Source organism: Bordetella genomosp. 10 (assembly GCF_002261225.1).
In the GTDB taxonomy this organism is placed as follows: Bacteria; Pseudomonadota; Gammaproteobacteria; order Burkholderiales; family Burkholderiaceae_B; genus Bordetella_C.
In genome coordinates this window covers 35752-57401 of sequence record NZ_NEVM01000002.1, presented here as the reverse complement: position 1 = coordinate 57401, position 21650 = coordinate 35752, and the positions used below count along the sequence as shown (strand labels likewise).

The 21650-nt window shown below is 68.4% G+C and carries 21 protein-coding genes and 1 pseudogene; 9 read left to right on the top strand and 13 right to left on the bottom strand.

Going from position 1 to position 21650, the window contains the following annotated elements; all coding sequences use genetic code 11:
- Nucleotides 1-23 precede the first annotated feature (23 nt).
- The 4 genes from CAL29_RS09735 to CAL29_RS09720 all read left to right on the top strand — a co-directional run bounded on the left by CAL29_RS09735 (nucleotide 24) and on the right by CAL29_RS09720 (nucleotide 4749).
- Nucleotides 24-929: a LysR family transcriptional regulator gene (locus tag CAL29_RS09735; protein WP_094852865.1), complete on the top strand. Its 906-nt coding sequence runs from the start codon at nucleotides 24-26 to the stop codon at nucleotides 927-929.
- A 210-nt stretch (nucleotides 930-1139) separates the two neighbouring features.
- Nucleotides 1140-2114 (top strand): tripartite tricarboxylate transporter substrate binding protein, encoded by a 975-nt coding sequence (locus tag CAL29_RS09730; protein WP_094852864.1) that lies wholly within the window; start codon nucleotides 1140-1142, stop codon nucleotides 2112-2114.
- 126 nt (nucleotides 2115-2240) lie between these two features.
- Nucleotides 2241-3608 (top strand): MmgE/PrpD family protein, encoded by a 1368-nt coding sequence (locus tag CAL29_RS09725; protein ID WP_094852863.1) that lies wholly within the window; start codon nucleotides 2241-2243, stop codon nucleotides 3606-3608.
- A 145-nt stretch (nucleotides 3609-3753) separates the two neighbouring features.
- Nucleotides 3754-4749: a bile acid:sodium symporter family protein gene (locus CAL29_RS09720; RefSeq protein WP_094852862.1), complete on the top strand. Its 996-nt coding sequence runs from the start codon at nucleotides 3754-3756 to the stop codon at nucleotides 4747-4749.
- A 282-nt stretch (nucleotides 4750-5031) separates the two neighbouring features.
- Here CAL29_RS09720 and CAL29_RS09715 read toward each other — a convergent pair whose 3' ends face one another.
- From CAL29_RS09715 to CAL29_RS09665, 11 genes are all read right to left on the bottom strand, one after another.
- Nucleotides 5032-6420, bottom strand: a complete 1389-nt coding sequence (locus CAL29_RS09715; RefSeq protein WP_094852861.1) for a replicative DNA helicase — start codon at nucleotides 6418-6420, stop codon at nucleotides 5032-5034.
- Nucleotides 6421-6493: 73 nt separating this feature from the next.
- Nucleotides 6494-7366 (bottom strand): hypothetical protein, encoded by an 873-nt coding sequence (locus CAL29_RS09710; protein WP_094852860.1) that lies wholly within the window; start codon nucleotides 7364-7366, stop codon nucleotides 6494-6496.
- 214 nt (nucleotides 7367-7580) lie between these two features.
- Nucleotides 7581-8036, bottom strand: coding sequence for a 50S ribosomal protein L9 (gene rplI, locus CAL29_RS09705; RefSeq protein ID WP_094852859.1), 456 nt, complete (start codon nucleotides 8034-8036; stop codon nucleotides 7581-7583).
- Nucleotides 8037-8049: 13 nt separating this feature from the next.
- Complete coding sequence (rpsR, locus tag CAL29_RS09700) at nucleotides 8050-8322, bottom strand: 30S ribosomal protein S18 (RefSeq protein WP_094852858.1); 273 nt, start codon at nucleotides 8320-8322, stop codon at nucleotides 8050-8052.
- Nucleotides 8323-8409: 87 nt separating this feature from the next.
- On the bottom strand, nucleotides 8410-8724 hold the full coding sequence (gene priB, locus CAL29_RS09695) for a primosomal replication protein N (protein ID WP_094852857.1): 315 nt from the start codon (nucleotides 8722-8724) through the stop codon (nucleotides 8410-8412).
- A gap of 117 nt (nucleotides 8725-8841) precedes the next feature.
- Entirely contained in the window at nucleotides 8842-9216 is a 375-nt protein-coding gene (gene rpsF, locus CAL29_RS09690) for a 30S ribosomal protein S6 (RefSeq protein ID WP_094852856.1), read from the bottom strand.
- Nucleotides 9217-9437: 221 nt separating this feature from the next.
- On the bottom strand, nucleotides 9438-10235 hold the full coding sequence (gene folE2, locus CAL29_RS09685; protein WP_094852855.1) for a GTP cyclohydrolase FolE2: 798 nt from the start codon (nucleotides 10233-10235) through the stop codon (nucleotides 9438-9440).
- A 176-nt stretch (nucleotides 10236-10411) separates the two neighbouring features.
- Nucleotides 10412-12304: a 1-deoxy-D-xylulose-5-phosphate synthase gene (gene dxs, locus CAL29_RS09680; protein WP_094852854.1), complete on the bottom strand. Its 1893-nt coding sequence runs from the start codon at nucleotides 12302-12304 to the stop codon at nucleotides 10412-10414.
- A 72-nt stretch (nucleotides 12305-12376) separates the two neighbouring features.
- Nucleotides 12377-13288, bottom strand: a complete 912-nt coding sequence (locus CAL29_RS09675) for a polyprenyl synthetase family protein (protein WP_094852853.1) — start codon at nucleotides 13286-13288, stop codon at nucleotides 12377-12379.
- Nucleotides 13285-13560 carry an exodeoxyribonuclease VII small subunit gene (locus CAL29_RS09670; protein WP_256977490.1) on the bottom strand — a complete coding sequence of 92 codons (276 nt, stop codon included), beginning with the start codon at nucleotides 13558-13560 and terminating at the stop codon, nucleotides 13285-13287. Before CAL29_RS09670 ends, CAL29_RS09675 begins: the two co-directional genes overlap by 4 nt.
- Nucleotides 13561-13722: 162 nt before the next feature.
- Complete coding sequence (locus CAL29_RS09665) at nucleotides 13723-14565, bottom strand: IclR family transcriptional regulator (protein WP_094852851.1); 843 nt, start codon at nucleotides 14563-14565, stop codon at nucleotides 13723-13725.
- Nucleotides 14566-14764: 199 nt separating this feature from the next.
- Between CAL29_RS09665 and CAL29_RS09660 the strand changes: the two genes are divergently transcribed.
- The 3 genes and pseudogenes from CAL29_RS09660 to CAL29_RS09650 all read left to right on the top strand — a co-directional run.
- On the top strand, nucleotides 14765-15727 hold the full coding sequence (locus CAL29_RS09660) for a Bug family tripartite tricarboxylate transporter substrate binding protein (RefSeq protein ID WP_094852850.1): 963 nt from the start codon (nucleotides 14765-14767) through the stop codon (nucleotides 15725-15727).
- A gap of 280 nt (nucleotides 15728-16007) precedes the next feature.
- A complete protein-coding gene (locus CAL29_RS09655) occupies nucleotides 16008-17165 on the top strand; it encodes an aromatic ring-hydroxylating oxygenase subunit alpha (protein WP_094852849.1) in 1158 nt (385 codons plus the stop codon).
- Between the two features lie 212 nt (nucleotides 17166-17377).
- Nucleotides 17378-17926: pseudogene (locus CAL29_RS09650) on the top strand (HD domain-containing protein); the annotation flags it as partial.
- A gap of 97 nt (nucleotides 17927-18023) precedes the next feature.
- Here CAL29_RS09650 and CAL29_RS09645 read toward each other — a convergent pair.
- Both CAL29_RS09645 and CAL29_RS09640 read right to left on the bottom strand, forming a co-directional pair.
- Nucleotides 18024-18884 carry a sulfurtransferase gene (locus CAL29_RS09645; RefSeq protein WP_094852847.1) on the bottom strand — a complete coding sequence of 287 codons (861 nt, stop codon included), beginning with the start codon at nucleotides 18882-18884 and terminating at the stop codon, nucleotides 18024-18026.
- On the bottom strand, nucleotides 18881-19762 hold the full coding sequence (locus tag CAL29_RS09640) for a DMT family transporter (protein WP_094852846.1): 882 nt from the start codon (nucleotides 19760-19762) through the stop codon (nucleotides 18881-18883). The genes CAL29_RS09645 and CAL29_RS09640 overlap by 4 nt, the downstream gene beginning before the upstream one ends.
- Nucleotides 19763-20002: 240 nt before the next feature.
- Between CAL29_RS09640 and htpX the strand changes: the two genes are divergently transcribed.
- Together htpX and CAL29_RS09630 are read left to right on the top strand one after the other, a co-directional pair.
- On the top strand, nucleotides 20003-20881 hold the full coding sequence (htpX, locus tag CAL29_RS09635; protein ID WP_094852845.1) for a protease HtpX: 879 nt from the start codon (nucleotides 20003-20005) through the stop codon (nucleotides 20879-20881).
- A 195-nt stretch (nucleotides 20882-21076) separates the two neighbouring features.
- Nucleotides 21077-21514 carry a general secretion pathway protein GspC gene (locus CAL29_RS09630; protein ID WP_094852844.1) on the top strand — a complete coding sequence of 146 codons (438 nt, stop codon included), beginning with the start codon at nucleotides 21077-21079 and terminating at the stop codon, nucleotides 21512-21514.
- Nucleotides 21515-21650 lie beyond the last annotated feature (136 nt).

Below are 21650 nucleotides of genomic sequence, written 5' to 3'. Positions count from 1 at the left end.
AAACAGCCACCCGAGGCCCGGACATGCGCGTCAAGCTGCGACAGATCGAAGGATTCCTGGCGGCGGCCGATACGCTGTCCTTCTCCCGCGCCGCCGAGCGCATCGGCATGACGCAGCCGGCCTTCTCGCAGTTGATCCGCGACCTGGAGGGCGCGCTCGACGTCAAGCTGTTCGACCGCAGCACCCGCCGCGTGCGCATCACCGACATCGGCGCGCAATTGCGCGACCAGATGCGGCGCGGGCTGCTGGAGATCGACAACGCCTGCAACAACGCCCGCGCCATCACGCAGCTCAAGCAGGGCCGCCTGTCGCTGGCGGTGCTGCCATCCCTGGCGCTGGGGCTGGTCAACGACGCGCTGGCGGATTTCCACGACGCCTATCCCGAGGTGCGCCTGCGCCTGCACGAGGCGCGCAGCCCGCACATCGCCGGCCTGGTGCTCGATTTCGAAGTCGATTTCGCCATCTGCTCCCGCTTCGAATCGCCGCATCCCCTGGTGTTCGAGCGCCTGTTCGACGACGAACTGGTGGCCGTGCTGCCGCGCGGACACGCCCTGGCGCGCCGCCGCGCGCTGAACTGGCGCCTGCTGGAAGACCAGACGCTGATCTGGTTGCAGGCGCAGTCGGACCTCATCCGCAAGGCTTTCGCCGAGAACGGCATCGCCAAGCAGGCCGACCACGAGGTGCTCAATACCGTTACCGCGCTGAGCATGGTGCGGGCGGGCTTCGGCCTGACCATCGTGCCGCTCATCGCGCTGCCCGAACTGAACCTGCGCGGCGTCGCCTGCCGCCCGCTGCGGGGGCCGCAGCCCTTGCGCGAAATCTGCCTGTGCCGCCATGCCGAGCATGCCCTGTCGCCGGCGGCCGAGCGGCTGCGCCAGATGCTGCGCGACATGCCGCGGCGGGAATCGGTGGTCATCCCACCCCGCTAGCGCCGGATCCATATGGGTTCGTACGGATTCGTACGGATTGGGTTGGTACGGATTCATACGCCCAGCCTATGAATTCAAACGATCTTTCGAATTGTCCCCGGCTCCGCGCCGGGCTGTAATCGTCGCCACGACGGGCGCACAGCCCGCATGTCCGCATGTCCATGCGCCTTCGGCCGCGTGGGCAGCGCGAAGACAACCGAAGAGACGATCATGCCCATCCGATTCATGCCGGTCTTGCGCGCCGCGCTGCTGGCCGCCGCGGCCATCGGCCTGCCCGCGCATGCCGACGATTACCCCGCCAGGCCGGTCAGGGTGATCGTGCCCTTCCCGCCCGGCGCCGGCGTCGACATCGTCACCCGCCTGGTCGCCGCCAAGCTGACCACGGAACTGGGCCAGACCTTCGTTGTCGAGAACCGCTCGGGCGCGGGCGGCAACGTCGGCGCCGGCGAAGCGGCGCGCACGGCGCCCGACGGCTATACGCTGCTGGCCGCGCCCTCGTCCATCGCCATCAGCCAGAGCCTGTATAGGAACCTGCCCTTCAAGGTCGACAAGGACTTCCGTTCGGTCGCCCTGATGGCGAGCGTGCCCTTCATCCTGGTGGTCAATCCCAAGGTGCCCGCCGCGAACGTGTCCGAACTGATCGCGCTGGCGAAGGCCAGGCCCGACACCTTGACCTACGCCTCCACCGGCAACGGCAGCTCTCCGCAACTGACGGCGGAAATGTTCGCGTCGGACACCGGCATCCGCCTGCGCCACGTGCCCTATCGCGGCTCCGCGCCCGCCATGACGGACCTGATGTCCGGACGCGTGGACATGATGTTCGCCAATGCCCTGTCCGTGCTGCCGCAGGTGCGCAGCGGACAGTTGCGGGCGCTGGCCATCACCAGCGCCCAACCCGATCCGGACTCGCCGGAACTGCCCACCATGCGGCAGGCGGGCGTCGCCGGCTTCGAATCGAATACGTGGTTCGTGCTGATGGTCCCCAGCGGCACGCCGGACGCCATCGTCGACACGCTGAACCGGGCCGTGGCCAAGGTCATGCAACTGCCCGACGTCCGCAACACGCTGCGCCTGCAGGGCGCCACCGCCGGACAGGGCACGCCGGCCGAGGTGGATGCCTACGTCAAGCGGGAAATCGACAAGTCCGCCGCCATCGTCAAGGCGGCCCATATCCATATCGACTGACGCCATATCGACTGACGCCATATCGATCGACGCCATATCGATCGACGCCATAACGACCGACGCCATATCGACCGATACGGCATCGACTCACACCTCATCGACCGAGACCACCTCGACCGGCTTCCCATGCAAACCTCCGCCACGCCGCAAACCGACCCGCCCGTCACCCTCGCCCTCGCCCGCTACCTGGTCGACGCGCGCTACGAAGACCTGCCCCCCGCCGTGATCCACGAGGCCTCGCGCGGCCTGCTCAACTGGATGGGTTGCGCCCTGGGCGCGGCGCGCCATGAGACCGTGCAGGCCGTGCTGGATGCGCACGCCCCCTTCTTCGGCCCGCCGCAAGCCCAGATCGCCGGCCGCGCGCAACGCGCCGACATCCTGCACGCCGCGCTCGTCAACGGCATCGGCTCGCACGTCCTGGATTTCGACGACACGCACTACCGCGCCGTGCATCCCAGCGCGCCGGTGGTGCCGGCCATCCTGGCGCTGGCCGAGTGGAAGCGCCACAGCGGCCGCGAACTGGTGCATGCCTACGTCCTGGGGGTGGAAGCGGAGATCCGCATCGCGCTGTCGGTGTTTCCCGAGCACTACGACCGCGGCTGGCACATCACCGGCACCGCCGGCGTCTTCGGCGCGGCCGCGGCCGCCGGCAAGCTGCTGGGGCTGGACGAGACGCGGATGGCCTGGGCGCTGGGCATCGCGGCCACGCAGTCCGCCGGCCTGCGCGAAATGTTCGGCAGCATGTGCAAGAGCCTGCATCCCGGCAAGGCCGCGCAGAACGGCCTGAGCGCGGCGCTGATGGCGCAGAGCGGCTACACCAGTTCGACGCGGGCCCTGGAGGCGAAGCGCGGCTTCGGCCAGGTGATGTCCTCGCGCTTCGACCCGTCGGTCATCACGACGGGGCTGGGCGAAAGCTACGAGCTGCTGAAGAACATGTACAAGCCGTTCGCCTGCGGCCTGGTGCAGCATGCCGCGATCGACGCCTGCCTGCAATTGCGGCGGGAATACGGCCTGGCGCCCGAGGATATCGAGGCGGTGCATGCCACCGTGGGGCCGCTGGTCATGGAGTTGACCGCCAAGCCCGAGCCGCGCACCGGGCTGGAAGGCAAGTTCAGCGTCTACCACGCCCTGGCCGCGGCCCTGGTCTACGGCGCGGCCGGCGAAACGCAGTTCGGCACCGCCGCCGTGCTGGATCCGCGCGTGGTCGCCCTGCGCCGGCGCGTGACCGCCGAACTGGATCCGGCCATGCGCAAGCTGGAAGGCCGCGTAAGCATCGTGCTGAAGGACGGCCGCCGGCTGGATCGCCATGTCCCCGAGGCCCTGGGCACGCTGGCGCGGCCGATGAGCGACGCCGACCTGGAGGAGAAATTCCGGAATCTGGCGGGAGACCTGCTGCCGGCGGCGCAGGCGACGCGCCTGGCGCGGGCCTGCTGGGACGTGGCGCGGTTGCCGGACGCCGGCGAGGTGGCCCGGCTGGCGGCGGGCCCCGGCTGAAACGGCGAAAAACAACACTTCAGGCCCCTGTACCCCCGGGGAAGTACAATGCGCAGCATTCGATTTCTTCCATCCCTCGATCCACGCCGGGATGCGATCCTGGGCGTTTCCATGCGCGCGGTCGCTCCGGCGGCCAGCCACCTCCATGAAACGCATAGCCAGTCTTCTGCCGGACCGTTTTACTCTCTTCCTCGTCACCACCGTCATCATCGCCAGCCTGGTGCCCGCGCACGGCCAGGGGATCAAGTTCTTCAATACCCTGACGAACATCGCGGTGGGCCTGCTGTTCTTCCTGCACGGCGCCCGGCTCTCGCGCGAGGCCATCATCGCGGGCATCACGCACTGGCGGCTGCACAGCGTGATCTTCTCGGCGACCTTCATTCTCTTCCCGGTCATCGGCCTGCTGCTGCGTCCGGTGCTGGCGCCGCTGGTCACGCCCGAGCTCTACCTGGGCATCCTGTTCCTGTGCTGCCTGCCGGCCACCGTGCAGTCCGCCATCGCATTCACCTCGATGGCGCGCGGCAACGTGCCCGCCGCGGTATGCAGCGCGTCGGCTTCCAGCCTGCTGGGCATCTTCATTACGCCGCTGCTGGTGGGCGTGGTGATCCACAACGCCAGCAGCGCGCCGGTGTCCTTCGACGCGGTCGGCAAGATCATGCTGCAACTGCTGCTGCCCTTCATCGTGGGCCAGATCATGCGCCGCTGGATCGGCGCCTGGGTGCACAAGCGCAAGGCCATGCTGAAGTTCGTCGACCAGGGCTCCATCCTGCTGGTGGTCTACACGGCCTTCTCCGAAGCCGTCAACGAAGGCCTGTGGCACAACACGCCGCTGGACGCCCTGGCGGGCCTGGTCGTGGCCTGCGCCGCCATCCTGGCGGTGGCCCTGCTGGCGACCACGCTGGCCGGCCGCCTCTTCGGCTTCAACCTGCCCGACCGCATCACGCTGCTGTTCTGCGGCTCCAAGAAGAGCCTGGCCAGCGGCGTTCCCATGGCCCAGGTGCTGTTCGCCGGCCACGCCGTCGGCGCCATCGTGCTGCCGCTGATGCTGTTCCACCAGATCCAGTTGATGGTCTGCGCCGTGCTGGCCAGCCGCTGGGCGAACCGCCCGGTGGATCCGCATGAGAAAGACGACCACCACTGAAAAGGGGAGACCCACCCCCTACCCGCTTCGCGGGCCCCCTCGAGGGGGCGGCGTTGGCGGACGGCGGGGGAAGCCCACCCCCTACCCCCTTCGCGGGCCCCCTCGAGGGGGCGGCGTTGGCGGACCGGCGAGGGAAGCCCACCCCCCACCCGCTTCGCGGGCCCCCTCGAGGGGGCGGCGTTGGCGGACCGGCAAAGCCGGCTCCGCTACGCCCTGGATGGGCATCGAGGTCTGCGTCCGGTTTCCATGCCGCCACGCCGGGCGTCCCAGGATGGCGTCCGATCAGTAGGACTGTTGGCCCGAGAAATTCAGGAAGCGCGTGCTCATGCCCTGGAAGGTCAGGCGCACCGTGCCGATGGGGCCGTTACGCTGCTTGCCGATGATGATCTCGGCCGTGCCCTTGTCCGGCGAATCGGGGTTGTAGACCTCGTCGCGGTAGATGAACAGGATCAAGTCGGCGTCCTGCTCGATGGCGCCCGATTCGCGCAGGTCGCTCATCACGGGACGCTTGTTGGGCCGCTGTTCCAGGCTGCGGTTCAACTGCGACAGCGCGATCAGCGGGCAGTTCAGCTCCTTGGCCAGGCCCTTGAGCGAACGGCTGATTTCCGAGATTTCGGTGGCGCGGTTCTCGCTGCCGCCGTTGCCGGCCATCAACTGCATATAGTCGATGATGATCAGGCCCAACTGGCCGCACTGGCGCGCCAGGCGGCGCGCGCGGGCGCGCACTTCCATGGCGCTCAAGGCCGGCGTTTCGTCGATGTAGACCTGGGCGTCCTGCATCATCTGCACGGCGTGCGTGACGCGCGGCCAGTCCTCGGCGGTCAGCTTGCCGGTCCGCATGCGATGCTGGTCGAGCAGGCCGACCGAACCCAGCATGCGCATCGCCAGTTGCACCGCGCCCATTTCCATGGAGAACACCGCCACCGGCAGGCCCTGCTCGATGGCGATGTGCTCGCCGATGTTCATGGAGAAGGTCGTCTTGCCCATGGACGGCCGGCCGGCCACGATGATCAGGTCGCCGCCCTGCAGGCCGGAGGTCATCTTGTCCAGGTCGGTGAAGCCGGTGGGCACGCCGGTCACGTCGGATTCGGTGTCGCGGTGATAAAGCTCGTCGATGCGCTCCACCACCTGCGTCAGCAGCGGCTGGATCTCGTGCCAGCCCGCGGAACCGCGCTGGCCTTCCTGGGCGATCTTGAAGACCTTGGATTCGGCCTCGTCCAGGATCTGGCGCGCTTCCTTGCCCTGCGGGTTCAGCGCGGCCGAGGAGATCTCGTCGGCGATGGTGACCAGCTTGCGCAGCGTGGCGCGTTCGCGCACGATCTCCGCGTAGCGGCGGATGTTGGCCGCCGACGGCGTGTTGTGCGCCAGCGAGTTCAGGTACGCGATGCCGCCGGCGTCCTCGGACTTGCCATTGGTGATCAGCGCCTCGTGCACGGTCACCACGTCGGCGGGGCGTGACAGGCCGATCAGCTTGGCCATGGCCTGCCAGATCAGGCGATGGTCATGGCGGTAGAAGTCCTCCTCCACCAGCACGTCGGCGACGCGGTCCCACGCCGCGTTGTCCAGCAGCAGGCCGCCCAGCACCGATTGCTCGGCCTCGATGGAGTGCGGGGGCACGCGCAGGTATTCGAGGGAAGTGTCGTTGCTGTTGGCGGCGGTGGGCGAATTCATGCGTACGCTCTAAAGGGCGGAATCACGGTTGCGGCCACGGGGGCCGATAACGGCTGAAGACCAGGGCTGGCGATCAAGGCCGGGGGTCAGTCCGGGAGTCGGGCCGGAAATCAGTCCGGGTCAGGTCCCGCAGCAAATCGGCCACCCGGAAGAAACCCTGCACGTCGCGCGACGACAGGCGGCCCAGCAGCGGACGCAGCAGGCGCGCCACGCCCCCCAGCACGCGACCCAGGCGCGCCAGGCGGTCCCGCACCCGCGCGTCCGGATTGACCTCGAAATACCCTTGCACCATGTCGCGCGCCAGCCCGGGCATGATCTCCGCGGGCAGCTTGCGCAGGGACACCAGCGAGGCGACCAACTGGAACAGATCGTAGGCCTGGGCCAGGGGCGGCGACAAGGCTTCGCCGATATTTTCTTCGAAATCGATGCGCCAGAGTTCGTCGTTCCGTATCGTCAGATTACGGATCTGCGCCCCGCCATGGCAATGGCCGCGCCGATGGAATTCGGCCAGGTCGCGGCCGGCCAGCCGCGCCCAGCGGCTGCGCGTCTCGGCGCTGCCGTGGCGGATGACGGAGGACAGGTCCTCGCCCACGTGCTCCAGCACCAGCAGGCCGGGCGCCTCGTGCCAGATGGCGGGCACCCTGCAATCGTCGGCCAGCAGCACGCGCAGGCGCTGCGCCTCGAAGTCCAGGCCGTTGCGCAACAGGACGCCGGGGCGCGGAAACTCGCCGAGGAACAGCTTGCAGCCCAGCCCCAGGAAAAAAGCGCGCAGATAGCGCAGCACATAGCTGAGGCCGCCGCCCAGGCTGGCCCGGCGGCGCTTGACCACGAAGTGGATGCCGTCCAGCTCGGTCTCCAGCACCTGCGGAAGCGGCCGCTTGGCGGCGGCTTCCAGCCACGCCTGCAAATCGGGCGGAGGCGACTGGTGTACGGGCGAGGAGGTCAATGAAGAGCCTTGGGCAAAAGGTCGGACGGGAAATACCCTTGCGCCGCGCCGCTTGCAGCGCCCCGAAGGGGCGTTCTTGCCTCGAGGCAGTCCGGCTGCGGCAAAAAACCAGAGCCGGCACCCGGCCGGCTCTGATAACGCAAGTGTCGATCGCGCGCCGGCTGGCCGGCGCCGAATCGGGATACGGCCGCCTGGGCCGCCGCATCCATGCGCCTTAGGCCATTTCGCCTTCGACCACCACGTTGATGTCGCTGACGACGTCGGCGTGCAGGGCAACCTGCACCGGGTACTCGCCGACCGCCTTCAGGGCGCCGTTGGGCAGGCGCACGTACGCCTTTTCAACGGAGTCGAAGCCGGCCTTGCGCAGGGCTTCGGCGATGTCGGCGTTGGTGACCGAGCCGAACAGGCGGCCGTCGACGCCGGCCTTCTGCGACAGCTTCAGTTGGTAGCCGTTCAGGCGCTCGCCCACGGCTTGCGAGGCGGCCAGGCGCTCGGCCTGGACCTTTTCCAGTTCGGCGCGGCGCGCTTCGAACGCTTCCAGCGCGGCCTTGGTGGCGCGGGTCGCCTTCTTCTGCGGGATCAGGAAATTGCGGGCGTAGCCGTCACGCACGCGGACCACTTCACCCAGGTTGCCCAGGTTGAGGACTTTTTCGAGCAGGATAACTTGCATGTCTGGCCCCGGATCAGTTGTGGTTGTCGGTGTACGGCAACAGCGCCAGGAAGCGGGCGCGCTTGATGGCCGTGTCGAGCTGGCGCTGGTAGTGCGCCTTGGTGCCGGTCAGGCGAGCGGGAATGATCTTGCCGTTTTCCTGGATGAAGTCACGCAGCGTGTCCAGATCCTTGTAGTCGATCTCTTCGACGCCGGCGGCCGTGAAGCGGCAGAACTTGCGACGCTTGAACAGCGGGTTCTGCTGCGGGAATTTGCGTTTTTCCTTGCGCTTGCCAAAGAAAGCCATGATGTGCCTCTTGATTTGCAGGGGTCCGTGGACCCGAATTCTTTACGTGTGGCCTGGATCAACCCCAGGCCGCCTGTTTATCCAAAACTAGACGGTGACCGGATCGCTGCCCGAAAGGCGCGTCGCCTGCTGCATGTGCAGCTTCAGCTTGACCGCGTCCTTGCGCACCGGCGCCAGGAAACCCCGGACTTCCAGTTGCGCCCCCAGCCCGACATCCGCCAGCAACAGCGCCAGGTCTCCCAGCGCCACCGCCGCGATCGTCAATTCGACGCGACGGGGATGTCCGGCTTCGACCACTTCGGACTGGTGGCTCAGCAACATCTCCAGCGCGGGCAAACCCGCCGGGGTGTAGCGCAACGCCTCTCTTTCGAGGACTTGCGCGCTGAGTACGACCTGGTTCATGAAGTGGCGAGGGTCCGGTGCCCATGCGGACCGGCTTGCCTGTCCCGCCGCGGCATGTACGCGGTTTCCCGCGAACGCCGCCGGCCCGGACGTGGCCGCCGCGATCCGCCTGGCCGTTTATTCGGATTGAGCCGTTGCCGCTTCCGCCGAAGCCTTGCGGGCTTCTTCGCGCTCGACCGACTTCATCATGATCGAGGCGCCCGACTGGGCCTTCTTGGTCTTGATGACCAGATGGCGCAGCACGGCGTCGTTGTAGCGGAACGAATGTTCGAGTTCGTCCAGGGTGGCCTGGCCGCATTCGATGTTCAGGCACACGTAGTGGGCCTTGACCAGCTTCTGGATGGGGTAGGCCAGTTGACGGCGGCCCCAGTCTTCCAGGCGATGCACCGTGCCGCCTTGGCCGGTGACCAGCGCCTGATACCGCTCGACCATGGCGGGCACCTGCTCGCTCTGGTCGGGGTGGACGATGAACACTACTTCGTAGTGACGCATGGGTAAAACTCCTCGTGGATATCCGGCCCCTGCGTGGCGCGTCCGCCGCGAGGGCGGGCGCCGCGTAGCGGGCCAGGGTCAGCCCGCCCCCAACCATCGGGAGTCGAGCAGGAAAGCCTTGTATTATCGCCGGAACCGGCAATTAGTGCAAATCGGCCGTCAAATCAAGGGAAATCGCGCCGCCGTGCGTTGCGGCGGCGAGACAGGCCGCGCCGGCGGACCTACCCTTCCACCACCGCGTAGGCGGAGTGGTTGTGGATCGATTCGAAGTTCTCGGCCTCGACGCGGTAGCGCCGGATGCCCTGGCGCGCCGCCATGCGGGCGGCGACGTCGCGCACCAGGTCCTCGACGAACTTGGGATTGTCGTAGGCGCGCTCGGTGACGAACTTCTCGTCCGGCCGCTTGAGCAGGCCCCATAGCTCGCAGGACCCTTCTTCCTCGACCGCGCGGATGACGTCGTCCATGCCGACGTCGTCGCCCAGGATGGCCGACACCGTGACGTGGGAGCGCTGGTTGTGGGCGCCGTACTCGGAAATCGCCTTGGAACACGGGCACAGGCTGGTGACCGGCACCTGCACGACGAGCTCGAATTCGACCTCGTCGCCGGCGGCGCGGGCGATCCACTGCACTTCGTAGTCCAGCAGGCTCTGCACCCCGGAAACCGGCGCCGACTTGTTGATGAAATACGGGAAGGCGGCGGTGATGTCGCCCTTCTCGGCATGCAGCAGCGGCAGCATTTCGCGCGCCATGGCGCGGAACAGGGCCGGCGTCATGGGAACGCTGCGATATTTCTCCAGCAGGGCCACGAAGCGCGACATGTGGGTGCCCTTCTCTTCCGCCGGCAGCGCCACCGTCAGCGTCCAGTTGGCCACCGTGGCCATGGCGCTGCCGTCGCCGGCCTGCACCAGCATGGGATGGCGCACGCCGCGGATGCCCACGCGCTGGATGGGGATGTGACGGGTATCGGCCGAACTCTGCACGTCCGGCATGACGATGGCGCGATCGATCGGGGAATTCATGTTGGTTTACCTGCTGCGGACGGTCGCCGGGCGGCCGCCCCAAAAAGCTGAAGGACTTGCATTATTGCGTAAAAAGCGCGCAATCTCCGTGAAAACCCTATTGCCGATAGGTAAGCGATAGCACACGGAGCCCGCCGCCGTGGCCGCGCGGCCACACGAAGCCGGGATCGGCGCGCTCAACCGGCGGCGGCCCGCGGCGCCTCGACCGCCAGCAGCGCGGCGAACCGCCCCCGCACCGACGCCTCGATGCCCTCGGCATTCAAGCCCAGGCCGGCCATCAGGGCCTGCTGGTCGCCGTGGTCGATGAAACGGTCCGGCAGGCCCAGTTGCAGCAGCGGGCACTGCACGCCGGCCTCGTTCAAGGCCTCGGCCACCGCGCTGCCCGCGCCGCCCATGATGGCGGCGTCCTCGACCGTCACCAGGGCGTCATGGCGCGCCGCCAGGGCCAGCACCAGGTCGCGGTCCAGCGGCTTGACGAAACGCATGTCGGCCACCGTCGCATCCAGCGCCTCGGCGGCGCGCAGCACCGCCGGCAGCAGCGTGCCGAAAACCAGGAAGGCGATGCGGCCGCCGTCCTCGCGCCGGACGACGCCCTTGCCCAGCGGCACTTCCTGCAGGTCGGTCCCCGCCGCCGCGCCGCTGCCGCCGCCGCGCGGGTAGCGCACGGAGGCCGGGCCGGGATGGCGGTAGCAGGTGGTCAGGAGCAGGCGCGCCTCGGCTTCGTCCGAGGGCGTGGCCACGACCATATTGGGAACGCAGCGCAGGAAGGCGGTGTCGTAGTTGCCGGCGTGGGTGGCGCCGTCGGCGCCCACCAGGCCGGCGCGGTCCAGCGCGAACGTGACGTCCAGGTTCTGCAGGGCCACGTCGTGGATCAGTTGATCGTAGCCGCGCTGCAGGAAGGTCGAATAAATGGCGACCACCGGCTTCTGCTGTTCACAGGCCAGGCCGGCGGCGAAGGTCACGGCGTGCTGTTCGGCGATGCCGACGTCGAAATAACGGGTGGGAAAGCGCCGTTCGAACTCCACCAGGCCGCTGCCCTCGCGCATGGCGGGCGTGATGCCGACCAGGCGCTGGTCGGCCGCGGCCATGTCGCACAGCCATTGTCCGAAGACCTGCGTGAACGTCACCTTGGCCGGCGCCTTGGCGGGCACGATGCCGACGGCGGGATCGAATTTGCCCGGGCCGTGGTAAAGCACCGGGTCCGCCTCGGCCAGCTTGTAGCCCTGCCCCTTGCGCGTGACCACGTGCAGGAACTGCAGGCCCTTGAGCTCGCGCAGGTTCTGCAGGGTCGGCACCAGCGCGTCGAGGTCGTGGCCGTCGATGGGGCCGACGTAGTTGAAGCCGAATTCCTCGAACAGCGTGGCCGGGGTGACCATGCCCTTGGCGTGCTCCTCGATGCGGCGCGCCAGTTCCAGCACCGGCGGCACGTGCTGCAGCATGGCGCGGCCGACGTTCTTGGCGGCGGCGTAGAAGCGGCCCGACATCAGGCGCGCCAGGTAGCGGTTCAGGGCCCCGACCGGCGGCGAGATCGACATGTCGTTGTCGTTCAGGATCACCAGCAGGTCGATGTTGGGCGTGACGCCGGCATTGTTCATGGCCTCGAAGGCCATGCCCGCCGACATGGCGCCGTCGCCGATCACGGCGATGTGCTGCCGCGCGACGCCGGCGTTGCGCGACGCCACGGCCATGCCCAGCGCCGCCGAAATCGAGGTCGACGAGTGCGCGGTGCCGAAGGCGTCGTATTCGGATTCGGCGCGGCGCGGAAAGCCGGAGATGCCGCCTTCCTGGCGCAGCCGGGCCATCTCCGCGCGCCGTCCGGTGAGGATCTTGTGCGGATAGGATTGATGGCCGACGTCCCAGACGATGCGATCGTGCGGGGTGTCGAAAACGTGGTGCAGGGCAAGCGTCAGCTCGACCGTGCCCAGGTTGGACGACAAATGGCCGCCGGTCCGGGAGACGGACTCCAGCACGAAGGCGCGCAGTTCGTCGGCCAGTTTCTTCAGATCGCGGCGGTCCAGACGCTTGAGGTCGGCCGGACTGGCGATGGTGTCCAGGAGTTCTGTGGTCATGCTGTAAAGGATAGCCCCGCGGGCGATCGAATGCACATCGTCCGATCCGGCGAGCGCCGGACCGGGCGAACGTCAACGGTCTCTCAAAACGATGAAATCGGCCAGTTCCGCCAGGCGCGCGCGACCCTCGCCCAGCGGCGCCAGGGCCTGCAGGGCGGTATCGCGCAGGGAGGAAGCGAAACGGCGCGCCTCTTCCAGGCCCAGCAGGGAAACGTAGGTCGGTTTGTTCCCGGCCGCGTCCTTGCCCGCGGTCTTGCCCAGCCTTGCCGTGTCGGCGGTGACGTCCAGGATGTCGTCCACCACCTGGAAGGCCAGGCCGATGGCCTGCGCGTAATCGTCCAGCGCGCGGCGGGCCACCGAGCTGGCGCCGGCGACGATGCCGCCCAGCGCCACGCTGACGGCCAGCATGGCGCCGGTCTTCATGCCGTGCATTTGCTGTAGTTCCTCGCGCGTCAGGGCGCGGCCCACGCTGGCCAGGTCGATGGCCTGGCCGCCGGCCATGCCGCGGCTGCCGGCCGCGCGCGCCAGCGCCTGGGTCGCCTGCACCACCAGGGCCGGCGCGATGGGCATGTCCGCCAGGAACTGGAAGGCCAGCGGCTGCAGGGCGTCGCCCGCCAGCATGGCGGTGGCTTCGTCGTAGCGCACGTGCAGGGTCGGCTGGCCGCGCCGCAAGGTGTCGTCGTCCATGCAGGGCAGGTCGTCGTGCACCAGGGAATAGGCGTGGATCAGTTCGACGGCCGCGGCGGCGCGGTCCAGCGACGCCTCCACCGCCATGGCGTGGCCGCTGACGGGACAGGCCTGGCCGGCGGCGTAGACCAGCGCGGCGCGCACGCGCTTGCCGCCGCCCAGGACGGCGTAGCGCATGGCTTCGTGCAGGCGCGCCGGGACGGCGTCCGCCGGCGGCAGCAACTCGTCGAGCTTCTGCTCGATATGTTGCGCGCGGGCCGTCAGCCAGTCCGCGAAGGCGAGATGGTTCTGCTTCATCCGTTCGTATCGTCGTCCAGCGCCCCGGGGTCGAGCGGCCGCAACAGGTCGCCCTCCAGCACCCGCACCTGCTGCTCGGCTTGCGCCAGGCGCTCCTGGCAGATCCGCGTCAGCGCGACGCCGCGCTTGTAGGCGGCCAGGGAGGCCTCCAGCGGCAGGGAACCGTCTTCCATCGACGCGACCAGATCCTCCAGTTGCGCCAGCGCGCCTTCGAAATCCTGCGGCAAGGCAGCGGCCTCGGCCGGCTCGGCCGCGGGGGGAACGGGGGGGATTTGCCTGGACGCCAAGCGGATCTCCGAAATGCGTGGGAAGAATCCTGGGATTGTAGCAAGGGGAAGGTTCCCTAGCCGCATGGCGCGCGGCCCCTCGATGGTGGACACCGGGGGGCCGGCAGGTCCAGGGGCCGGAAGACCGGGAGACGGGACGGCCGGCGCCTATGCGGCGGGGCGCGACAGGGCCTGGGCGGCGCGGCGCAGGACGGGGGCGACCTCGTCGCGCAGGACGGCTTCGGGGAGCAAGGTGGCGGGGCCGCCGCAACTGATGACGAAGATGCCCTCGCCCGTCGCGGATTCGAAAGGCGCGGCGGCGGCGTTGATGCCGGATTGCCATTCGCCCATCGCGAAACAGCAGCCCGTGGCGGCCAGGTCGTCGACGCAACGGCCGACGACCTCGGGCGCGGGCGCCAGCGGGCCCAGGCGCGCCAGCATGTCGCGGCGGGCGGGCGCCGGCAGCAGCGCCAGGTAGGCGCGCCCCATGGCGCTGTCCATGCTCACCCGGCAGCCGACCGGCAGGCGCAGGTACAGGGCCGAGGAACCGTGGATGGCCTCGACGTAGGCCATGGCGTCGCCGTCGCAGGTGCCCAGGGCCAGGGCCCCGCCCGTCTGCTGCGCCAGGGACTGCATGGCGGGCTTGGCCAACTGGCGCACCTCCAGCCCCGACAGCAGCCCCAGGCCCAGGGTCAGCACGCCATGGCCCGGCGCGTAGCGGCCGCTGTCGCGGTCGTAGCGCAGGTAACCCAGTTCGGTCAGCGTATAGGTGATGCGGCTGAGCGTGGCCTTGGGCAGTCCGGTCAACCGCGCCAGCTCGAGATTGCCCAGCGCGCCGCTGCCGTCCTGGAAACAGCGCAGGACCTGCAGCCCGCGCGCCAGGGCGGTAATGAAATCGGCCGATCGTTCCGCGCCCTCGGCGACCGGCGCGCGCCGGCGCCGCCCGGCGCGATCGCGCACCGCGGGCGCCTGCTCAACCTGGGGTTTTCCTTGAGGGCGAAAGGATTGCATTCGGCGACATCCCTTTTTATATTGAATTCCGAAAGACAAAATTTAATTCCGACATACGGAATTTAACGAATCGCGCCGGTTTTTTCATCGCCGGGCCGCTCCCAAGATGAAAAGCGCCCCCTCGGGGGGCAGCAAGCGGCGCAGCCGCGCGGCTTGGGGGCCTTTTTTCACCGCGCTTTTCCTGAGGGGGATTTTTTTCATGCGACCTTGGCTCAAGCTTTTTGCCGCCCTGGCCCTGGCAGGCGCCTGCGGCGCGGCCAGCGCCCACTATCCGGAACGGCCCATCAAGGTGGTGTCGCCCTTCCCGGCCGGCGGCGCCACCGACGTGCTGACCCGCCTGCTGGCCGAACGCATGGGCAAGGACCTGAAGGCCTCGATCATCGTGGAGAACCGCGCCGGGGCGGGCACCTCCATCGGCGCCTCCTACGTGCAGCGCGAGGCGCCGGACGGCTACACCATCCTCATGGCCACCAACTCCACGCTGGTGACCAACCGCTTCCTGTACAAGGACCTGCCCTACGACCCGGACGGCTACGCGCCGATCGGCATGGTCGGCATCGGTCCGCTGGTGCTGCTGGCCGGTCCCAAGGAACCGTTCCACGACACCGCCGGCCTGGTCGCCTATGCCAAGAAGCATCCGGGCAAGCTGACCTTCGCCTCCTTCGGTCCGGGTACGTCCTCGCACCTCGCGGCCGAACGCTTCAAGTCGCAGACCGGCATCGACATCCTGCACGTGCCCTTCAAGGGCGCCAGCCAGGCCCTGCCGGCCCTGATCGGCGGCGACGTCGACCTGTTCTTCGACATGGTCGCCACGGGCATGCCGCAGGCCGACGCCGGCAGGGTGCAGGTCTTCGGCATCACCAGCAGCCAGCGCCTGGAGAGCGAACCCAAGCTGGCGACCATCGCCGAACAGGGCTACCCCGGCTTCGACATGACCGCCTGGTTCAGCTTCGTCGCGCCCAAGGGCACGCCGCCCGACGTCCTGGGCAAGCTCCAGGGGGCCCTGGCCGATGCGCTGAAGGACGAGACGGTGCGCCGGAAGATGCTGGAAATGGGCATCCAGCCGAGCGACGGCACGCCGCAGGCGCTCACCGCGCAGATCAAGTCCGAACTGCCGGTGGTGCAGGCGCTGGTCAAGCAGGCCAACATCGTCCTGCAGTGAGTCCGCATGATGGCCATGCATAACGGCCACGCATAACGGCCATTGACCAGGCGGAACAAGCGCGGACATGCCCCGCCAGGGCATGGCGCTTGCACTCCGCATGCATCCATCGATCCTGTTGCCAAGCCGCTTCTCGCGGCCTGGCAATAGGAAAAAGGGATGGGTTTGGTCCCCGCTCCCCCCTGGGGTACAATCGACGTTTTGATCGGCCAGCCCGATTTTTCTTCGCGCCAGAACGGATCCGTGCCGTCCTGGCTTTTTTATCCGAGCGGAGGGAATCATGACCGACGTCGGTCGGATGGCGCAATTTGTGCCGGCTCGCACGCAACTGCCCGTCAACGCCTATTTTGACGAAGCACGCTTCCAGCGCGAGCAAGAAATCATTTTCAAACAGTCTTCCCTTTACGTCGGCAACCAGAAGATGGTCCCCGAGGTCGGAGACTGGCGCACGCTCGTCCAGGAAAATGGCGGGCGCGTGCTGGTGCGCAACCAGGAAGGCATAGAACTCATCTCGAACGTCTGCCGCCACCGGCAGGCCTTGATGCTGGGCGGCGCCCCGGGAAACGTGGCTGGCAACGTCAATACCGCGGGCAACCTGCGCGCCACCGGCGGCAATATCGTCTGCCCGCTGCACCGTTGGACCTACGACAAGCAGGGCCAGTTGCTGGGCGCGCCGCAGTTCGCGGCCACGCCCTGCATGGACCTGCCGCGGTTCCGCCTGCGCGATTGCCACGGCCTGCTGTTCGAAGGCCCGCGCGATCCGTCCAGGGACCTCGCCACGCTGTTCAACCGGCCCGAGTTCGATTTCGGCGACTACGTGCTGGACCACGTCGAGGTCCATCAGTGCAACTACAACTGGAAGACCTTCATCGAGGTCTATCTGGAGGACTATCACGTCGCGCCCTTCCACCCGGGCCTGGGCCACTTCGTCACCTGCGACGACCTGGAATGGGAATTCGGGAACTGGCACAGCGTGCAGCGCGTGGGCGTGCACAACGCCCTGGCGCAGCCAGGTTCGGACGTCTACCGCAAGTGGCACGACAACCTGATGCAGTACCGCGCGGGCGATGCGCCGGAATTCGGGGCCATCTGGGCCACCTATTTCCCCACGCACATGATCGAGCTGTATCCCCACGTGCTGGTGCTGTCGACCCTGCATCCGCGCGGTCCGCAGGACACGCTGAACGTGGTGGAGTTCTACTACCCCGAGGAAATCGCCGCCTTCGAGCGGGAATTCGTCGAGGCGCAGCGCGCGGCCTACATGGAAACGGCGATCGAGGACGACGAGATCGCCGAACGCATGGACGCCGGCCGCAAGGCTCTGATGCTGCGCGGCGTCACCGAGGCGGGTCCGTACCAGTCCCCCATGGAAGACGGCATGCAACATTTCCATGAATGGTACAGAACCATAATGGCGGAAACGGAACCTCATCCGTAATGCGCCGCCGTGCGGGCGGTTCCTCGGCAAGAGGGCCGCGCGCACGGTATTTCGCGCAAGGCCGCGCGCCGGCCCGCGCGAATCCCACACAGACCGTTACGCAACGCCTGTGTTTCTTCTCGTCCCCGTCATGAAAAAATCAAGTCGCGCTGGTCAACTCAAAAGGACCACCACAGCGCGCGCGATGCTGCGCGACCGTAAGGAGCACGGCCATGGGATTGACTCTGGACCAGATAGCGAACCTTTTCCACCTCACCGGCGATCTGCCCTACGGCAACACCGCGGTGACGCAGGCTGAACACGCGCGCCAGACCGCCGCGCTGGCGCTGGCTGAAAACGCCGCCCCGTCGCTGGTGACCGCCGCCCTGCTGCACGACCTCGGCCACCTCATCATTCAGCACCCCGACACCGTGCGCATCGAGGGCGCCGATTACAAGCACCAGTATTTCGTCCTGCCTTTCCTGCGCGACCTGTTCGGGCCCGACGTGCTCGAACCCATCCGCCTGCACGTCGAGGCGCACCGCTACCTGTGTTTCGTCGAGCCGGATTACCTGGGGCCGCGCAACAGCGCCGCGCGCCGGGCCCTGGATCTGGCGGGCGGCGTTTTCGACGCGCCCCAGGCCAGCGAGTTTTCCGCCCTGCCATGGGCGCCGGAGGCCATCCGCCTGCGCCGCTGGGACGACCAGGCCTGCCGGATAGGCGCCGAACCGCCGCCGCCCCTGTCCTATTTCCTGGAAATCGCCGCCGGCGTGGCGCAGCGTCACCAGGCCACGCGGCCATCCCGCCTGGGCACGCCGCCGCGCGGGACGGCGCGCCATCCGGCGGCATGGCCGCGCGCCGTGCCGCCGTCCGCGGGATTCAGCCCTTGGCCTGGGGCCGCGAAGGATCGCTGACCCACTCGCTCCACGAGCCCGGATACAGGCGCGACCCCTGCAGTCCCGCCACTTCCATGGCCAGCAGATTGTGGCTGGCGGTGATTCCCGAGCCGCACTGGTGCACGATGGCGCCGGGCGCGCGCTTGCCCAGCACGGCCTCGAATTCCTTGCGCAGTTCCTGCGGCGACTTGAAGCGGCCGTCGGCGGCGAGGTTGTCGGTGTTGGGACGGTTCAGGGCGCCGGGGATATGCCCGGCGGCCGGATCGATCGGCTCCATTTCGCCGCGGTAGCGGGCCGCCGCGCGGGCATCCAGCACCGTGAAGGACGGCTGCGCGATATTGGCGAGGACCGTATCGGCGTCCACCGGCTCGGTCAAGGCCTCGCGCAACAGGGGCGCCCCCGCCCCGGCCGACACCGGCGCGGGCCGCGGGCCGGGGCCGCTCTCCACCGCCAGGCCGGCGGCCGACCATGCCTGCCAGCCGCCGTCCAGCACCGCCACGCGATCGTGGCCCAGCCAGCGCAGCATCCACCACAGGTGCGCGGCGAACTGGCCGCCGCTGGCGTCGTAGGCGACGACCAGGGTGTCGGGGGCGACGCCATGGCTGGCCAGCAGCGCGGCCAGCGCGGCGCGATCTGGCAGCGGGTGGCGGCCGTTCCTGCCCGTGCGCGGCGCGGCGAGCTCGGTCTCGTTGTCCAGGTAGCGGGCGCCCGCGATGTGCGATTGCTCGTACTGGCGGCGGCCGGCGGCGTGGTCCATCAGGTCGTGGCGCAGGTCGAATACCCGCACGTCGGGGTCGCCGAGGCGGGCGGACAGCTCGGATGCGGAAATCAAGGTCATGCTCATACGGCGTTCTCCTGGGCAGTCTTGGTAAGGGGGCGCGTTTCACGCATGGTGCGCCAGACCGACAACAAGCCGGCCGCGATAATCAGGCCCATGCCGGACCAGGCGATGGCATCGAGATGATCGTGCCAGAACGCCATGCCCAGGCAGGCGGCGAAGATGATGGTGGTGTACTGCAGGGCCGCCGTCAACAAGGCCGAGCCCAGGCCGAAGGCGCGCGTCATGGCGAGCTGGCCGCACAGGCCGGACAGGCCGATGCCGAACAGCGCGGCGTAGCCGATGAGGTCGGCCTGGCCCCAGCCATGGATCAACAGGCCCACCAGGCTGCTGAGGCTGACCGCCAGCGAAAAGAACAGCACCGTGCGCCACTCCGGTTCGCCGATGCGCCCCAGCTCGCGTATCTGCATCATCGAGATGGCGGCGGCGCCGCCGGCGCCCAGGCCGGTCAGCGCCGCCAGCCACTGGTCGTCGCCGATGCTGGGCCGCAGCACGGCGATGACGCCGAGAAAGCCGAGGCCCACGGAAAGGATGCGCACGGCATCGCGCTGGACGCCGCCCCACCCCAGCATATAGCCGGCGATGAACAGCGGCGAGGTGTAGTTCAGGCTGATGGCCGTGGCCAGCGGCAGGTGGGACAAGGCATAGAAGCCCAGCCACATGGACGAGACGCCGGCCAGGTTGCGCCACAGATGGGGCCGCCACCTGGAGGGCACGATGGAATGGCGGCCGGCGCGCGCCCATAGCAGGATCAGGACCACCGACGGCATGCCCCGGAACAATACGACTTGCGCCAGGGAAGCTTCGTGCTCGGTGGCAAGCTTCACGCAAGAACCCATGATGGCGAACATGAGCGACGCCAACAACATCCAAAGAGCCTGCATGAGACCTGCGAAATTCCGGAAAGGGTTGGGGCGGATCGGGACGGATTTCCCCGGCCGCGGCCCGCGCCAGCCGATTTTCCGGGGAAACAGGCGCTCATGAGAGGAACCTGAACGGAACCGATAATATACTCGTTGTCACGACGGGGAACCCGCCGGGACCCGGCGGTGCGGGCCGCCGGGAACCACGGCCGGCTCCGTCACGTCCAAGCTACACCTGCTCGCAGAGGATCCATAACAATCATGAAACGCATCATTCTTTTTGTCCTGACCAACCTGGCCGTCATGCTGGTGCTGTCGGCGACGCTGCATATCTTCGGCGTCGACCGCTACCTGACGGCCAATGGCCTGAACGTCTCCCAGTTGCTGGTCTTCTCGGTCATCGTCGGCTTCACCGGCTCCATCATCTCCCTGTTCATGAGCAAGCCGATGGCCAAATGGAGCACCGGCGCCCACGTGATCGACCCCAACGCCCCGCGCAACCAGCGCGAGGCCTGGCTGCTCGATACCGTGCATCAACTGGCCGAGCGCGCCGGCATCGGCCGGCCCGAAGTGGCCATCTACGACGGCGCGCCGAACGCCTTCGCGACGGGCGCCTTCAAGAACGACGCGCTGGTCGCCGTCAGCACGGGCCTGCTGGACAGCATGACGGAGGAAGAAGTGGCCGCCGTGCTGGGCCACGAAGTGGCGCACGTCGCCAATGGCGACATGGTGACGCTGACGCTGATCCAGGGCGTGGTCAACACCTTCGTGATCTTCCTGGCGCGCGTGGTCGGCTATTTCATCGACCGCACGGTGCTGCGCAACGAGCGCGGCCTGGGCGCGGGCTACTACATCACCGTCATCGTCTGTGAGCTCCTGTTCGGCATCGCCGCCTCCATCATCGTCGCCTGGTTCTCGCGCCAGCGCGAGTATCGCGCCGACGCCGGCTCGGCCCACCTGCTGGGTTCGCGCGATCCGATGATCCGCGCCCTGGCCCGGCTGGGCGGCCTGGAAGCGGGCGAGCTGCCCAAGTCCTTCGAGGCCTCGGGCATCAGCGGCCGCGCCGCCGTCAGCGCCCTGTTCGCCTCGCACCCGCCCATCCAGCAGCGCATCGCCGCGCTGCAACGCGGCGCCGTCTGATCCGGGCGCGGGCGCGGCATCCGGCGCGCGTCGATCGAAACCGATGCGTGCCGATATGACCGTCCCGCGTGCGTAATATGACGGTCCGGCGCGTTTCGTGCAGCTATACTCGGGCGCGCCCGCCACGGGCTCCGTCATAGAACCTGCGCCCGCGTTCGTCCCCATCGGGACCGGCGGGCGCGCCGTCCGATCGCCATGCTGCCTTTTCCCCGCCTTTCCCCGCCCCGGCTTTTGCGCGTCCTCGCCATCCTCGGCCTGGCGGCCGGGCTGGGCGTCTGGGGCGCCATCCTGCTCGCGCCCCGCCCGGACGCCCCGCCGCCGGCGCTGCATGCCGGCGCCGTGCGCGCGGTGGACACCACGCCCGCCGCGCTGCTGTTCGGCAAGGACGGCACGCTGAAGACGCAGGTGACCGTGACCGGCATGATCGCCGACGCCACCGACGGCGCCGTCATCCTCAGCGTGGACGGCGGTCCGCCCCACGCCTGGCGCGCGGGCCAGGAAATCGCCCCCGGCCTGCGCGTGGCGCGGATCGGCAACAACGCGGTGGTGCTGGACCAGAACGGCGCCACGACCACCCTCGCCGCGCCCCCCCTGCCGGCCGCGCCCGCCGGCATCGTCAACGCCGCGCGCTGACGCGCGGCGGAGCAGCGCTTTCTCGCCCCCGCAGCGCCGGCAGGCACATCCGGATAGCGTCACCGAAACTCCGTCACGTTTCCCCCGCGCTCAATATTGCTGTCATATTGCACCGTCACACTTCCCCGTTTTCCGC

Bases quoted from the DNA above. Each gene is read 5' to 3' on its own strand.
- htpX (WP_094852845.1), top strand. From the start codon at position 20,003: ATGAAACGCATCATTCTTTTTGTCCTGACCAACCTGGCCGTCATGCTG.
- CAL29_RS09630 (WP_094852844.1), top strand. From the start codon at position 21,077: ATGCTGCCTTTTCCCCGCCTTTCCCCGCCCCGGCTTTTGCGCGTCCTC.
- CAL29_RS09665 (WP_094852851.1), bottom strand. From the start codon at position 14,565: ATGCAATCCTTTCGCCCTCAAGGAAAACCCCAGGTTGAGCAGGCGCCC.
- CAL29_RS09660 (WP_094852850.1), top strand. From the start codon at position 14,765: ATGCGACCTTGGCTCAAGCTTTTTGCCGCCCTGGCCCTGGCAGGCGCC.
- rplI (WP_094852859.1), bottom strand. From the start codon at position 8,036: ATGCAAGTTATCCTGCTCGAAAAAGTCCTCAACCTGGGCAACCTGGGT.
- CAL29_RS09715 (WP_094852861.1), bottom strand. From the start codon at position 6,420: ATGAATTCGCCCACCGCCGCCAACAGCAACGACACTTCCCTCGAATAC.
- CAL29_RS09675 (WP_094852853.1), bottom strand. From the start codon at position 13,288: ATGAAGCAGAACCATCTCGCCTTCGCGGACTGGCTGACGGCCCGCGCG.
- rpsF (WP_094852856.1), bottom strand. From the start codon at position 9,216: ATGCGTCACTACGAAGTAGTGTTCATCGTCCACCCCGACCAGAGCGAG.
- folE2 (WP_094852855.1), bottom strand. From the start codon at position 10,235: ATGAATTCCCCGATCGATCGCGCCATCGTCATGCCGGACGTGCAGAGT.
- CAL29_RS09655 (WP_094852849.1), top strand. From the start codon at position 16,008: ATGACCGACGTCGGTCGGATGGCGCAATTTGTGCCGGCTCGCACGCAA.
- CAL29_RS09735 (WP_094852865.1), top strand. From the start codon at position 24: ATGCGCGTCAAGCTGCGACAGATCGAAGGATTCCTGGCGGCGGCCGAT.
- CAL29_RS09720 (WP_094852862.1), top strand. From the start codon at position 3,754: ATGAAACGCATAGCCAGTCTTCTGCCGGACCGTTTTACTCTCTTCCTC.
- CAL29_RS09645 (WP_094852847.1), bottom strand. From the start codon at position 18,884: ATGAGCATGACCTTGATTTCCGCATCCGAGCTGTCCGCCCGCCTCGGC.
- rpsR (WP_094852858.1), bottom strand. From the start codon at position 8,322: ATGGCTTTCTTTGGCAAGCGCAAGGAAAAACGCAAATTCCCGCAGCAG.
- CAL29_RS09640 (WP_094852846.1), bottom strand. From the start codon at position 19,762: ATGCAGGCTCTTTGGATGTTGTTGGCGTCGCTCATGTTCGCCATCATG.
- priB (WP_094852857.1), bottom strand. From the start codon at position 8,724: ATGAACCAGGTCGTACTCAGCGCGCAAGTCCTCGAAAGAGAGGCGTTG.
- CAL29_RS09730 (WP_094852864.1), top strand. From the start codon at position 1,140: ATGCCCATCCGATTCATGCCGGTCTTGCGCGCCGCGCTGCTGGCCGCC.
- CAL29_RS09725 (WP_094852863.1), top strand. From the start codon at position 2,241: ATGCAAACCTCCGCCACGCCGCAAACCGACCCGCCCGTCACCCTCGCC.
- dxs (WP_094852854.1), bottom strand. From the start codon at position 12,304: ATGACCACAGAACTCCTGGACACCATCGCCAGTCCGGCCGACCTCAAG.